At 64.2% G+C, this 12,546-nt stretch carries 11 protein-coding genes and 1 pseudogene; 2 read left to right on the top strand and 10 right to left on the bottom strand.

Annotation, left to right across the window (positions count from 1 at the left end; genetic code table 11):
• The first annotated feature begins 37 nt into the window (after window positions 1-37).
• Both parE and U5A82_RS11410 read left to right on the top strand, forming a co-directional pair.
• A pseudogene (gene parE / locus U5A82_RS11415) lies at window positions 38-2,013 on the top strand (DNA topoisomerase IV subunit B).
• 10 nt (window positions 2,014-2,023) lie between these two features.
• The gene (locus tag U5A82_RS11410; protein ID WP_326290955.1) at window positions 2,024-3,337 is read left to right on the top strand and encodes a serine hydrolase; all 1,314 of its coding nucleotides are present in this window, start codon (window positions 2,024-2,026) and stop codon (window positions 3,335-3,337) included.
• 33 nt (window positions 3,338-3,370) lie between these two features.
• On the opposite strand, the gene U5A82_RS11405 is transcribed toward U5A82_RS11410, so the two are convergent.
• From U5A82_RS11405 to uvrC, 10 genes are all read right to left on the bottom strand, one after another.
• Complete coding sequence (locus U5A82_RS11405; RefSeq protein WP_326290954.1) at window positions 3,371-3,730, bottom strand: hypothetical protein; 360 nt, start codon at window positions 3,728-3,730, stop codon at window positions 3,371-3,373.
• A gap of 140 nt (window positions 3,731-3,870) precedes the next feature.
• Window positions 3,871-4,662 carry a LysR family transcriptional regulator gene (locus U5A82_RS11400; RefSeq protein ID WP_326290953.1) on the bottom strand — a complete coding sequence of 264 codons (792 nt, stop codon included), beginning with the start codon at window positions 4,660-4,662 and terminating at the stop codon, window positions 3,871-3,873.
• A complete protein-coding gene (gene apaG / locus U5A82_RS11395) occupies window positions 4,659-5,057 on the bottom strand; it encodes a Co2+/Mg2+ efflux protein ApaG (RefSeq protein ID WP_326290951.1) in 399 nt (132 codons plus the stop codon). The genes U5A82_RS11400 and apaG overlap by 4 nt, the downstream gene beginning before the upstream one ends.
• A 31-nt stretch (window positions 5,058-5,088) precedes the next feature.
• The gene (locus U5A82_RS11390) at window positions 5,089-6,297 is read right to left on the bottom strand and encodes a trans-sulfuration enzyme family protein (protein ID WP_326290949.1); all 1,209 of its coding nucleotides are present in this window, start codon (window positions 6,295-6,297) and stop codon (window positions 5,089-5,091) included.
• On the bottom strand, window positions 6,294-7,292 hold the full coding sequence (locus U5A82_RS11385) for a threonine dehydratase (protein ID WP_326290947.1): 999 nt from the start codon (window positions 7,290-7,292) through the stop codon (window positions 6,294-6,296). The genes U5A82_RS11390 and U5A82_RS11385 overlap by 4 nt, the downstream gene beginning before the upstream one ends.
• Before the next feature lie 61 nt (window positions 7,293-7,353).
• The gene (locus U5A82_RS11380) at window positions 7,354-7,773 is read right to left on the bottom strand and encodes a hypothetical protein (RefSeq protein ID WP_326290945.1); all 420 of its coding nucleotides are present in this window, start codon (window positions 7,771-7,773) and stop codon (window positions 7,354-7,356) included.
• 84 nt (window positions 7,774-7,857) lie between these two features.
• The gene (gene leuB, locus U5A82_RS11375; protein WP_326290943.1) at window positions 7,858-8,901 is read right to left on the bottom strand and encodes a 3-isopropylmalate dehydrogenase; all 1,044 of its coding nucleotides are present in this window, start codon (window positions 8,899-8,901) and stop codon (window positions 7,858-7,860) included.
• A 92-nt stretch (window positions 8,902-8,993) separates the two neighbouring features.
• Window positions 8,994-9,728 carry a DNA repair protein RecO gene (recO, locus tag U5A82_RS11370; protein ID WP_326290941.1) on the bottom strand — a complete coding sequence of 245 codons (735 nt, stop codon included), beginning with the start codon at window positions 9,726-9,728 and terminating at the stop codon, window positions 8,994-8,996.
• A gap of 75 nt (window positions 9,729-9,803) precedes the next feature.
• On the bottom strand, window positions 9,804-10,418 hold the full coding sequence (locus tag U5A82_RS11365) for a hypothetical protein (protein WP_326290940.1): 615 nt from the start codon (window positions 10,416-10,418) through the stop codon (window positions 9,804-9,806).
• An 84-nt stretch (window positions 10,419-10,502) separates the two neighbouring features.
• Window positions 10,503-12,416, bottom strand: a complete 1,914-nt coding sequence (gene uvrC / locus U5A82_RS11360) for an excinuclease ABC subunit UvrC (protein WP_326292915.1) — start codon at window positions 12,414-12,416, stop codon at window positions 10,503-10,505.
• Between the last annotated feature and the right edge of the window lie 130 nt (window positions 12,417-12,546).

The following is a 12,546-nucleotide window of genomic DNA, read 5'->3' as shown; positions in this document are numbered from 1 at the left end:
GCTTGCGCCCGCCGCCCGCCCGCTTATAGCTTGATGCATGTCCGAAGACCTGTTCGCCGCCAACACGCCCGCCCCGCAAAATTACGATGCTTCGACGATCGAGGTGCTTGAGGGGCTGGAGCCGGTGCGCCGCCGCCCGGGCATGTATATCGGCGGCACCGACGAGCGGGCGTTGCACCATCTGGCCAGCGAGGTGCTGGACAACAGCATGGACGAGGCGGTCGCGGGCCACGCCACCCGGATCGAGGTGACGCTGGAGGCAGGCAATAAGCTGGTCATCACCGACAATGGTCGTGGCATTCCGGTCGATCCCCATCCCAAATTTCCCGGCAAGTCGGCGCTGGAGGTGATCCTGACCACCTTGCATTCGGGCGGAAAGTTCGAGGGCAAGGCCTATGCCACGTCCGGCGGCCTGCACGGCGTGGGCATCAGCGTGGTGAACGCGCTATCGACCGACACGGTGGTCGAAGTGGCGCGCAACAAGGAGTTGTTCCGCCAGAAATTTTCGCAAGGATTGCCGGTCACCGCGCTGGAGAAAGTCGGGGCAGCGCCCAACCGGCGGGGCACGTTGGTCAGCTTCGTCCCCGACACGGAGATTTTCGGCGAGCAGAAGTTCAAGCCTTCGCGTCTCTATCGGCTTGCCCGGTCCAAGGCTTATCTGTTCGCGGGCGTCGAAATTCGCTGGAAATGTGCGCCGGACCTGATCAGCGACGATACGCCGGCCGAGGCGGTGTTTCAGTTTCCCGGTGGCCTGGCCGATCATCTGAAGGAACAGATTGGCGATCGGGACTGTGCGACCACGCAGTTTTTTTCCGGCAGTCAGGATTTTCCGGGCGCCGCCGGGCGGGTCGAATGGGCCGTCGCCTGGCCGCTATGGTCGGACGGCAGCTATAGCTGGTATTGCAACACGATCCCGACGCCCGATGGCGGCACGCATGAGGCCGGCCTGCGCGCTGCATTGGTGAAAGGCATCCGCGCCTTTGCCGATCTGGTGGGGCAAAAGAAGGCCAAGGACATCACGGCCGACGACATCATGACGTCATCGGAAATCATGCTGTCCGTCTTCATTCGCGATCCCCAATTCCAGAGCCAGACCAAGGACCGGCTGACCAGTCCGGATGCCGCGCGGCTGGTGGAAAATGCGGTCCGCGACCATTTCGACCATTTCCTGACCGACCATATGGACCGGGGAAAGCGCTGCTGGCCTATGTGCTGGACCGGATGGACGAGCGCCTCAAGCGCAAGCAGGAGAAGGAGGTCAAGCGCAAGACCGCGACCAACAGCCGCAAGCTGCGCCTGCCCGGAAAGCTGACGGATTGTTCGAACGACGACCCGGAAGGTGCTGAAATCTTTCTGGTCGAAGGTGATAGCGCAGGCGGATCGGCCAAGCAGGCGCGCGATCGCAAGACGCAGGCGATCCTGCCATTGCGGGGCAAGATCCTCAACGTCGCCTCAGCAAATACCGCCAAGATATTGGCAAATCAGGAAATTGCCGACATGATCCTCGCGCTGGGCTGCGGCACGCGCAAGGATTGCAACCCGGATCACCTGCGCTACGAACGCATCGTCATCATGACAGACGCAGATGTCGACGGGGCGCATATCGCGACGCTTTTGATGACCTTCTTCTTCCAGGAAATGCCCGAACTGGTGCGGCGTGGGCACCTCTATCTGGCGCAGCCGCCGCTCTATCGGCTGGTTGCGGGCGGCAAGAGCCTGTACGCCAAGGATGATGCGCATCGCGAGGAGCTGTTGCGTAAGGAGTTCAAGGGCAAGAAGGTCGAGACCAGCCGCTTCAAGGGGCTGGGCGAGATGAACCCGATGCAGTTGCGCGAAACGACCATGGACCCCAAGACGCGGATGCTGATCCGCATCACCCTGCCCGACGATATAGAGGATCGGCAACAAGTGCGCGATCTGGTCGACCGGCTGATGGGCACCAACCCCGCCCACCGCTTCGCCTTCATCCAGGAAAATGCCGCGGCGGTGGATGAGGAGGCGATCGACGCGTGATTGGGTGGGCTTGCCCCAGGCGCCGGTCGGGTGGGTCCGCATAGCCGTGACGGCGCGCGTCATCGCCCTCGTCCTGTTGGCCATGGTCCTGCTCCCGGGCGCCGCCCGCGCAACCCCTGCCCCCTCCTATCAGGCGCGCGCCGAAGAGCTGCTGCGCATCCTGTCTGCGCCGGGTGGCGAAACGGCGTTTTTCTCCACGCTGTTTCTTGATGCGGTGCCGGTCGATCGCTGGCGGGCGATCGCCGCCGACCTGCGCGCCCAGCATGGCGCGCCGATCGCGCTGGGCGCGGTGCGTACCGACAGCGCGACGGCGGGCCAGGTGGAAATCCGCTACGAACGCGCGACCGTCGGCTTCACGCTGGTCGTCGCGCCGCAAGCGCCCAATCTGGTCGTGGGGTTGCATATCGTGGGCGCCCGCACGGCCGACGATAGCCTGGACAAGGTGATGGCGGAGATGGCGACGCTGCCCGGCGTCACAGCCTTCGCTGCGGCTCGGCTGACCGATGGCGCGCCGCAATGGCTGCATACCCATCGCGCCGACGCGCAGATGGCGACCGGATCAAGCTTCAAACTCTATATCCTTGCCGAACTGGCCCGAGCGACGCAGGCGCGCGAACGACGCTGGAGCGATGTCGTACCGCTGGGTCCGAAAAGCTTTTCGGGGCGGCTGATGGGTTGGCCCGATCGCGCACCGATGACGCTGCATAGTCTGGCGACCGCGATGATCGCCGAAAGCGACAATAGCGCCAGCGACACGCTGTTGCGGGCTTTGGATCGGGACAAGGTGGATGCGATGCTGGCGACTACCGGCCATGCCGACGCGACCAAGACATTGCCGCTGCTCAGCACCGCCGAAGGCTTCGCACTGAAAATGCCAGCCAATGCCGATCTGCGTCGCCGCTATGAAGCCGGATCGACCGTCGAACGTCGCGCTCTGCTGCGCGAGGCCGCGCCGCGCCTGACCGCCGACAAGGTGGATGTGGGCAGCGTCGCGGAAGTTCCGACCGCGATCGAGAGCATCGAATGGTTCGCCAGCCCCAAGGATATGATCGCCCTACTGAACTGGCTGCGCATCCATGGCGGCGACGCGTTGCCGATCCTGGCGGTCAATCCCGGCATCGCGCCTGCCGACGCCAAACGCTGGCGCTATCTGGGCTATAAGGGCGGGAGTGAGCCGGGCGTCATGGCGATGAACATATTGGCGCAGGCGCGTGACGGCCGTTGGTATGCGGTCAGCGGGAGCTGGAACGATCCGGCGGCGCGGCTGGACGAAGCGAAATTCGTGGCGCTGATGACACGGGCGATGAATCTGCTGGCACAATGAGACTATGCTATGTGACGAGGGAGCGGATCAGCCCTAGCTTGCGAGCCAAGCGCGTCCATCCTCCATCGTGAGAAACACGCGCACTCTTGGATGCACCAGGGTTCTTTCCGCTTGCGCCTTGTTCAATTGGCTGCCGACGACGACGGCCGTTCGTCCAGTCGTGAGCGCCATGCCACCGCGCATGATGTTCGCGAGCAAATCCGCCACGTCGTTCGCCTGCACCGGGAAATCGAAGGATTCGACGACCACATTGAAATCGTCCCGGATCAATCGTGCCTGGTTCGCCTTTGATCCCACTTCCTTGGCCAGGGCGACGACATTTTCCGGTTTCCAAAAGCCTTCGACCTTGATCGTGAGGCAATTGGCGTAGCGATCATAATCTACTTGAAACATCTATGCCCCGGTACACCTCCGAAAATGGCGTCACATTCTGTAACATGGTGGTTGGTAAACGCATTTATGGCCGTTCCCGCTTTATCATAGATTGACGAGGCGGGGATCGGCTACGACCATAAGTGAGGAACCCTTGTCGATTAAACCGTCAGCGCTTCCACCAGCGCCTTGACCTTCTTCTGCCGCCATTGGGGTAGCGGCGCGATCAGCCAATAGGCGAGCAGCGTGGGACTGGTGTCGCCCACCTGGCGTACCCGGCCCGCCGCGATATCCCCCTGCGCCAGCAGCAGCGGCACACGCGCGCGACCGAAGCCGCTGGCCGCCGCCTCGATCGCCAGGCCGCCGTCGGCGACGCGGATGATGGCGGGTTTGTCGCCGGACGGGCAACCGGGCCAGTCGATGCGATGGTCGGGACCGCCCGCCGCCGCCTCGACCATGACATAGGCAGCCTCACCGATCTTCACGCCCTCATGCTCGCCAGCGCCGTCGGCCAGGCGCAGGGCGATGTCCAGATTGGCTTCGGTGAAGTCGAGTGCTTCGTCGGCCGAGATCAGCTGGAAGCTCAGGTCGGGCTGGGTGGCGGCATAGGCGGCCAGGCGCGGCTGGAGCCATTTGCCAGTGATGTCGCGCGGCGCGGCGATGGTCAGTGCGTTGCTGGACTGACCAGCCTGCATCGCCCGAACCGCTTCCTCAAACTCCAGGAAACCCGCGCGCAGGGCGTCGAGGCCGGCCTCGGTTTCGGGCGTCAGTTCCAGCCCCTTGGGCGTGCGGCGGAACAGGACGACGCCCAGCATATCTTCCAGCGCGCGAATCTGCTGGCCGACCGCAGCGGGCGTCACAGCCAGTTCGTCCGCCGCGCGGGTGAAGGACAGGTGCCGCGCGGCGGCGTCCAGCACGCGCAGGCCGTTGAGCGGCAAATGGGTCCGTTTCATTCGGCCACCGCCGGGGCGATGAGGGCGAAATGCGGGATCGCCACATCGAACGTCTCCCCGCCGACGCCGATCATGCGATAGCTGCCCTTCATCGAGCCAGTCGGCGTGTTGAGGGGGCAACCCGATACATAGTCATAGCTTTTCCCCGGCTGCACCACCGGCTGTTCGCCGACCACGCCATCGCCATCCACCAGATGCTGGGCGCCGCGCCCGTCGGTGATGATCCAGTGGCGGGTCAGGAGCTGAACCGGCTGGTAGCCCTGATTTTCGATGCGGATGTGATAGGCCCAGAACCAGCGGCCCCGGTCCGGCTCCGACTGTTCGGGCAGGAAGGTGACCGCGACATGGACGATGATGTCCCGCGTGGTCGCGTGGAAGGGGAAGAGTGCGTTCACAGTTTCGAAATGCGCCCTGCCCCCGCCTGCGTCAACGCCCTATCGCGCGCAGTGCCTGATCCAGGTCGGCGATGACGTCGTCCGCATCTTCCAGACCGACATTCAGGCGCAGCATGTCTTCGGTGATGCCGACTTCCAGCCGCGCTTCTTCCGCCATGCCGAAATGGGTGGTGGAGGCGGGATGAGTCATCAAGGAGCGCGAATCGCCGATATTGTTGCTGATGTCGACCAGTTCCAGGCCGTTGAGCAGGCCATGCGCCTCCGCCCGGCCGCCACCGACATAGAGCGAGAAGATCGGCCCGGCCGCATCCATCTGGCGCATGGCGAGCGCGTGCTGGGGATGGCTTTCCAGGCCTGGATAGAGCACCCTGGCGACGCGACCTTCCAGGAATTGCGCGACTTTCAGCGCATTTTCGCTTTGGCGGCGGATGCGCAGGTCCAGCGTTTCCAGCCCCTTGAGCACCACCCAGGCGTTGAACGGGCTGAGCGTCGGGCCGGTATTGCGGTGGAAGGGCAGCAGGACATTGTCGATCCAGTCGCGCGTCCCGCAGATCGCGCCTGCCAGGACGCGGCCCTGCCCGTCCATCATCTTGGTCGCGCTATAGGCGACGACATCCGCCCCAAACTCCATCGGCCGTTGCAGCGCGGGCGAGGCGAAGGCGTTGTCGACCACGGTCGTGATGCCATGCGCCTTCGCGATGGCGCAGACCGCGGCGATGTCGACCACGTCCATCGTCGGATTGGCGGGGGTTTCGAAGAAGAACACCTTGGTATTGGCACGAACGGCGGCCTGCCAGGCGGCCGTGTCGCTGCCGTCGATCGTCGTCGTCTTGATGCCGAAGCGGGGCAACAGCGTATCGGTCAGCCAGCGGCACGATCCGAAGGCGGCCTTGGCCCCGACGATATGGTCGCCAGCCGACAATTGGCACAGCAGGGCGGCGGTCATGGCGGCCATGCCGGTGGCGGTGGCGCGGCAGGCCTCCGCCCCTTCGAGCAGGGCGATGCGCTGTTCCAGCATCTCTACCGTGGGGTTCTGGAGCCGCGAATAGGTCATGCCGACCTGATCGCCAGCAAAGCGCGCCGCGGCGTCTTCCGCCCGGTCGTAGCTGTAGCCGCTGGTCAGGAACAGGGCTTCGGAGGTTTCGCCCCATTCGCTACGCGCGGTTCCGCCACGGATGGCGAGCGTCGCTGGCTTCCAATTCTTGGTGATCTCAGGGTTCTGACCGCTTTTCCGCTTCATATCGCTTTCCGCATGTCTTGCCGCACCACCGGGGTGGTGCCGCCCAATATCTCGGCCATCTGGCTCATGTCGCCATTACCGCCCGAGAGGATAACTGCAACCTTCTTGCCCCGCATTCGGTCCTTTTCCTGGAGGGCCGCAGCGAGCGCCACCGCCCCGGCGCCTTCGGCCAGGTTATGTGTGTCCTGCCAATAAATGCGAATCGCTTGCGCCACTTCGTCGTCGGTGACGGCGACGAAGCGGTCGGCGCGTGGACCGAAATAGTCGAGCGCCGCCTGGACCGGAGTACAGACGGCAACGCCATCGGCGAAGGTGTAGGCGGTGGGCGATGCGATCAGGCGGCCCGCTTCGAAGCTGCGCTTCGCCGCATCGACATGGGCCGACACGACGCCGACGACCTTGGTCTTGAGGCCCAATGCGTCGCGGGCGGCGATGGTGCCGCACAGGCCCGATCCGCAGCCTACGGGCACATAGACGGTGTCGAGATCGGGCACCGCGTCGAACAATTCCAACCCATAGCTGGATACGCCGCGCACCAGTTCGTCATGATAGGCGGGGACCATGAACAGGCCCTGTTCCACCGACAGACGGATCGCCTCCGCCTTGGCGCTGTCGAAATCATGGCCATGTTCGATCAAGGTCGCACCGAAGGCGCGCATCGCGGCGTTCTTTTCCAGCGCATTGCCATGAGGCACGACGATGGTGGCGGACAGGCCCGCCGCCGATGCCGCGCGCACCTGCGCCTGGCCGTGGTTGCCGCGTGTCGCGGTGATGATGCCGCTGACGTCCGGGTGCGTGCGACGCAGCCAGTCGATATAGGTGATCGCCCCGCGCACCTTGAATGCCCCGGTGGGCGTGTGGTTCTCATGCTTGACCCACAGGTCGCAGCCCGACCGGCGCGCCAGCAGCGGCCAGGCATATTGCGGCGTCGGCGGCACCTGGGCATGGACCATGGCGGCGGCGGCGCGCAGCGACGCGAGAGAGAAGTCTGTCATCCCGCGCGCCTACAGGCTCGCCCCGTGCCGGAACAGAACCGTTCACGCGCAATTGGACCGGTCAGGCGGCCCGCAGGGCAGCCCCGTCGAAGAGCGGATGGAGATGTTGTTCCTCCCACTCCATCCGTTCGTACAGACCATTCTGAAGCGACAGCACGGCGTCGCGATAGCCGGGCCAATCCTTGCCGATCTGCACCGGGGTCCAATATTTGATATGATCGCTGTAGCGCAGGAACAGTGCGACTACGCCCCGGCTGTGGTCGCGCAGGGTGCGGTCGATCTGCGGGCTTATGGCGCTGTGGCGCAACGCCGTCACCATCGCGTCTTCCTGCGCCATATGTGCGCGAAACATCTGGGAAAAATCGATACGCAACCGAGCGATCGAAGGTATGTCGTCATTGCATGCAGTCCGCATGACATACGCGAAATTGCGCATCGCCACGCGCAGGTCGTCATGCTCCTGCGTCAATTTTCTATGCATAATACGACCCCATTTTCTGATTAGATCGGCATGGGGCCGCAAAGCTTAAATTATTCATCCATTTTTATGCGTCCAACCAATCGGTCAGAGCGCCGCCAAAACGGCGTCGCCCATCTCCACGGTCGACATCGTGCCGCCCAGGTCGAGCGAGCGCGCGCCGCCCGCCAGCGCCTTCGCCACGGCCGCTTCGATACGGTCGGCCTGTTCGGGCAGGTTGAGCGAGTAGCGCAGCATCATCGCCGCCGACAGGATGGTCGCCAGCGGGTTCGCCTTGCCCGTGCCGGTAATGTCGGGGGCGGACCCATGGATCGGCTCATACAGGCCCTGTCCGCTGCCGTTCAGCGTTGCCGACGCCAGCATGCCGATGGAGCCGACGCACATGCTCGCCTGATCGGACAGGATGTCGCCGAACAGGTTGCCCGTGACGATGACGTCGAACTGGCCGGGGTTGCGGACCAGCTGCATCGCGGCGTTATCGACATACATATGGCTGAGCGCGACATCGGGATAGTTGGCCGCCACTTCGATCACCACGTCGCGCCACAACTGGCTGGTTTCCAGCACATTGGCCTTGTCCACCGAGCAGAGCTTGCCGCGACGGGCGCGGGCGGCCTGGAAACCGGCATGGGCGATCCGGCGCACTTCGGCTTCGTTGTAGGACATGATGTCATAGCCTTCGCGCAGGCCGTCGACGGTGGTGCGGAAACCCTTCTCGCCGAAATAGACATCGCCATTGGTTTCGCGGACGATCAGCAGGTCGATCGATCCGGCGACTTCGGGCTTGAGCGCGCTTTCATGCGCCAGTTCGGGAAAAACCTTGGCCGGGCGCAGGTTGGAAAAGAGGCCCAGTTCCTTGCGCAGGCCCAGGATCGCCTGTTCCGGGCGCAGGTGCCGCTCCAGCGAGTTGCAGTCGGGATCGCCGACCGCGCCGAACAGGATGGCGTCGGCGCGTTTCGCGATTGCCAGCGTTTCGGGCGGCAGCGGATGGCCGACCGCCTTATAGGCCGCGCCGCCGACCAGCCCGTCTTCATAGGTCAGGCCATCGATGCCCAGCGCGTCCAGCACGCGGGTCGCTTGCGCGACGATTTCGGGACCGATGCCGTCTCCGGGAAACAGGGCGATCAACATGATTACGCTTCCTCACAATATGTTCGCGTTGGCCCATAGCGTGCAACAATAGGGCAGACTGTTGGCGCAGGCCTTTGCAGAACGAACCCGGATTAGGCAACCGCTCTTTTCAGCCGATCCACCAGCCGTTCGCGCGCCGCCAGTATGTCGGCGCGCCAGTCGGTCAGCACCGATCGTTCGAGAAAGAAGCCGGTAAGGCGCAGGCCGTCCAATATCTGCGGCCAGTCGCCCATGCCACCTTCGATCAGGAAGGGCGGCAGGGGCAGCAACCGGCTTTCATAACCGACCGCCGCCGCCCGGCTGACCGCCGCCGCGCTGCGGGGACTGACATAGGCGAGGTCGTCCGTGTCGCCCAGCGCGGCGCAGCGGGTCAGGTCAAGGCCGAACCCCAGTTCCGCCAGCAGCAGCAATTCGTAGCGTACCAGCGCCACAGCCCAGCCCCGCGCGGCCGGGGCCGCCTCGATCGCGCCCAACATCCCGTCCAGCGCTTCGTGCAGCGCGGGATAGGGCGTTCCCTCCGGCAAGGTGGCTGCCGTCAGCGCGCAACTCCAGTCGATCGCCACCGCAGGCAACGGTTCGGCCAGCAGCGGCGCGCGGCTGTGCGCGAGTTCGACCGTCAGGCCAGCCAGTTGATCCTCGGTACGGGCGCGAAAGTCTGCCTTCACGACATTGCCGGGCAGCAGCACCGGACGCAGCGTGCGGGACCGCCCACCCCGGACATATCCAGGCAACAGGCCATGATCGGGCGTCAGCAGCCGTACGATCGCACCATGTTCGCCATGATGCCGCACGGCGCAGACGATGGCGGAGGTGACGAGACTGGGCATGCGTCGTCCATAGGCGCAAGCAGCCGCGCGTGAAAGCGCAACGCCAGCCGAGAGGTCGCCTTATGGTCGCGATCCTTAGCCAGCCATCGTCTTTCGCCCGGACATATGCTTGGCTATCGCCAGCGCAAATCGCTCCGCCAGTTTTTCGCGGATGCCGCCGCCGCGCACGAGCATGTCGGCCCACCCTGCCTTCATATCTCTGATTTCAACCTTGAACGCGCCGAGCGATTGCCCCGATGCAGGGTCGATCACATCGACTTTGCCCTGGAGCATGTCCATGCTGCCAACGAGCAACGCGACGGCGGCGTCGGCGGTCTTGAGATAATCGATCGATATGCGCAGGAAGACCGGCCTGCCTTCGTCCAGTCGCCATTCGCGCACGACATCCCGGACCACCAGCGGAAACATCTGTTTGAAGGGCATGGTGGCATAGGCTGCACCATCCAGGCCATCGGGATAGCTATTGCCGTCGAGGGGCGGCAAGCCCTGATCGGCGCGCTTGCGCGCCGCTTTGGCGTCACCTTCCGCCAGTTCGGCCTGCACCTTGGGCGCATAGTCCAGGTCCATGCCGGTGATGCGGATTGGCTGTCCCGCCGCGATGGCAAGAGGGGTAATGGCCTTCACTTCCTTCGCCTGCGCCACGGGCGCGGCCACGAGGGCAAGCAGTATCGACATCAGCAGACGGCGCATGCGGAACATCCCCTTGATAATCGGGACGCTTTAGTCGCAACGCCTTAAAAGCTGCTTTCACGCCATGCTTAACGCCGTGCTGCGTCAGCCATGGAAATAATCATAGACCTGCTGCGCCACCGCCTTCGACACGCCGGGCGCTTTGGCCAGATCATCCAGCGCGGCGTCGCGGACGGCGCGGGCGGTGCCGAAATGCATCAGCAACGCCTTCTTCCGCGCGGGGCCGATGCCGGGGACTTCGTCCAGCGACGATACGGTGATCGCCTTGCTGCGCTTGGCGCGGTGCGCGCCGATGGCGAAGCGGTGCGCTTCGTCGCGCAGCCTTTGCAGATAGAAGAGAACGGGATGGTTGAGCGGGAAGCTGATTTCCCGGCCGTCGAGCATGTGGAAGACTTCGCGGCCGTCGCGGCCATGATGCGGCCCCTTGGCGACGCCGATCATGCAGACATCCTCTATACCCATTTCCTCCAATATCGTGCGCGCGGCGGACAGTTGCCCCTTGCCGCCGTCGATCAGCACCAGGTCGGGCCATTCGCCGCTGTCGCGATCGGGGTCTTCCTTTTGCGCGCGACCGAAGCGCCGTTCGAACATTTCGCGCATCATCGCGAAATCGTCGTTCGAGATGGCCGGGTCTTTCATGTTGAACTTGCGATAGGCGTTCTTGCGGAAGCCCTCCGGCCCCGCGACGACCATCGCGCCCAGCGCATGCGCGCCCTGGATATGGCTGTTGTCGTAGATTTCGATGCGGTCGGGCACACCGTCCAGCCCGAAGGTTTCGACCATTTCGTCGAGGATCTTACCCTGGCTGGTGGTTTCCGCCAGCCGCCGGTCGAGCGCCTCCACCGCGTTGCGCTGCGCCTGCTTGATGAGGCGGGTGCGGTCGCCGCGCTGGGGCACCTCGATCTTCACCCTGAAACCCGCACGTTCGCCGAGCGCCTGCATCATCAGGTCGCATTCGGCGGGCTGGCGATCGGCCAGGATCAGCTTGGGCGGCGGCACTTCCTCGTAAAACTGGGCCATGAAGCTTTCCAGCACCTCGTCCGTGGCCACATCGGCGGTGTGGACCGGGAAGAAGCTGCGATGGCCCCAATTCTGGCCGCCGCGAATGAAGAAGGCCTGGATGCACATCGCCCCGCCCTTCTCCGCCAGCGCGAAGATGTCGGCGTCGCCCAGCCCTTCGGCATTGATCGCCTGCGACCCCTGGATGAAGGTCAGCGCCTTCAGCCGGTCGCGGATCACCGCCGCCTGCTCGAAATCCATCGCATCCGACGCCGATTGCATCGCGGCGCCCAGCTTTTTCTGCACGGCGGTCGACTTGCCGCCCAGGAAATCCTGCGCGTCGTTTACCAGTTCGGCATAGCCCGCCGGGTCGATCCGGTCGACGCAAGGGGCGGAGCAGCGCTTGATTTGATAGAGAAGGCAGGGGCGCGAGCGGTTGGCGAAGAAGCTGTCGGTGCAGCTACGGAGAAGAAAGAGTTTCTGCAACGCGTTGATCGTCCGCGTCACCGATCCGGCGCTGGCGAAGGGGCCGTAATAGCGCCCCTTATATTTGCGCGCGCCGCGATGTTTCTGAACGCGGGGGAAGGCATGATCCTCCCGCAACAGGATGAAGGGGAAGCTTTTGTCGTCGCGCAGCAGGACGTTGTAAGGCGGGCGGTAACGCTTGATGAGTTGCGCTTCCAGCAGCAAAGCCTCCGCCTCGCTATTGGTGGTGACGATCGTCATGCTGCGGGTCTGGGCGACCATGCGCTGGAGCCGCCGGGGCAGGCGATCGACCTGGGTATAGTTGGCGACGCGGTTTTTCAGCGCCCGCGCTTTCCCCACATACAGCACGTCACCGCGCGCATCATGCATGCGATAGACGCCGGGCCGGATCGGCAGGGTCTTGAGCGTCGTGCGGATCGCCTCCACCCCCGCGTCGATATCCGGCTGGCTGCCGGTGATGGTGAAGCTTGCCTTGTCTTCATTGAAACGATCGGGGGATTGCGGGCCGGACATGGCGCATGAGATAGCGCCGTCCGCGTCTTTCGCAATGGTGTGGTTGATCGCTTCGCGATGCTTCCTATCTATGCCGCACCGCACAAAGAGGCGGGATTCCATTTGGATCGCCCGCTGATCCGCGAAGACA

The sequence above is a fragment of the Sphingobium sp. CR2-8 genome, assembly GCF_035818615.1.
In the GTDB taxonomy this organism is placed as follows: Bacteria; Pseudomonadota; Alphaproteobacteria; order Sphingomonadales; family Sphingomonadaceae; genus Sphingobium.
This window is presented reverse-complemented; position numbering and strand designations above follow the sequence as displayed.

Excerpts from the sequence above, each read along its gene's own strand:
- U5A82_RS11385 (WP_326290947.1), bottom strand. The coding sequence starts at position 7,292 with ATGACAGACTTCTCTCTCGCGTCGCTGCGCGCCGCCGCCGCCATGGTC.
- U5A82_RS11365 (WP_326290940.1), bottom strand. The coding sequence starts at position 10,418 with ATGCGCCGTCTGCTGATGTCGATACTGCTTGCCCTCGTGGCCGCGCCC.
- uvrC (WP_326292915.1), bottom strand. The coding sequence starts at position 12,416 with ATGTCCGGCCCGCAATCCCCCGATCGTTTCAATGAAGACAAGGCAAGC.
- recO (WP_326290941.1), bottom strand. The coding sequence starts at position 9,728 with ATGCCCAGTCTCGTCACCTCCGCCATCGTCTGCGCCGTGCGGCATCAT.
- U5A82_RS11380 (WP_326290945.1), bottom strand. The coding sequence starts at position 7,773 with ATGCATAGAAAATTGACGCAGGAGCATGACGACCTGCGCGTGGCGATG.
- leuB (WP_326290943.1), bottom strand. The coding sequence starts at position 8,901 with ATGTTGATCGCCCTGTTTCCCGGAGACGGCATCGGTCCCGAAATCGTC.
- U5A82_RS11390 (WP_326290949.1), bottom strand. The coding sequence starts at position 6,297 with ATGAAGCGGAAAAGCGGTCAGAACCCTGAGATCACCAAGAATTGGAAG.
- U5A82_RS11405 (WP_326290954.1), bottom strand. The coding sequence starts at position 3,730 with ATGTTTCAAGTAGATTATGATCGCTACGCCAATTGCCTCACGATCAAG.
- U5A82_RS11400 (WP_326290953.1), bottom strand. The coding sequence starts at position 4,662 with ATGAAACGGACCCATTTGCCGCTCAACGGCCTGCGCGTGCTGGACGCC.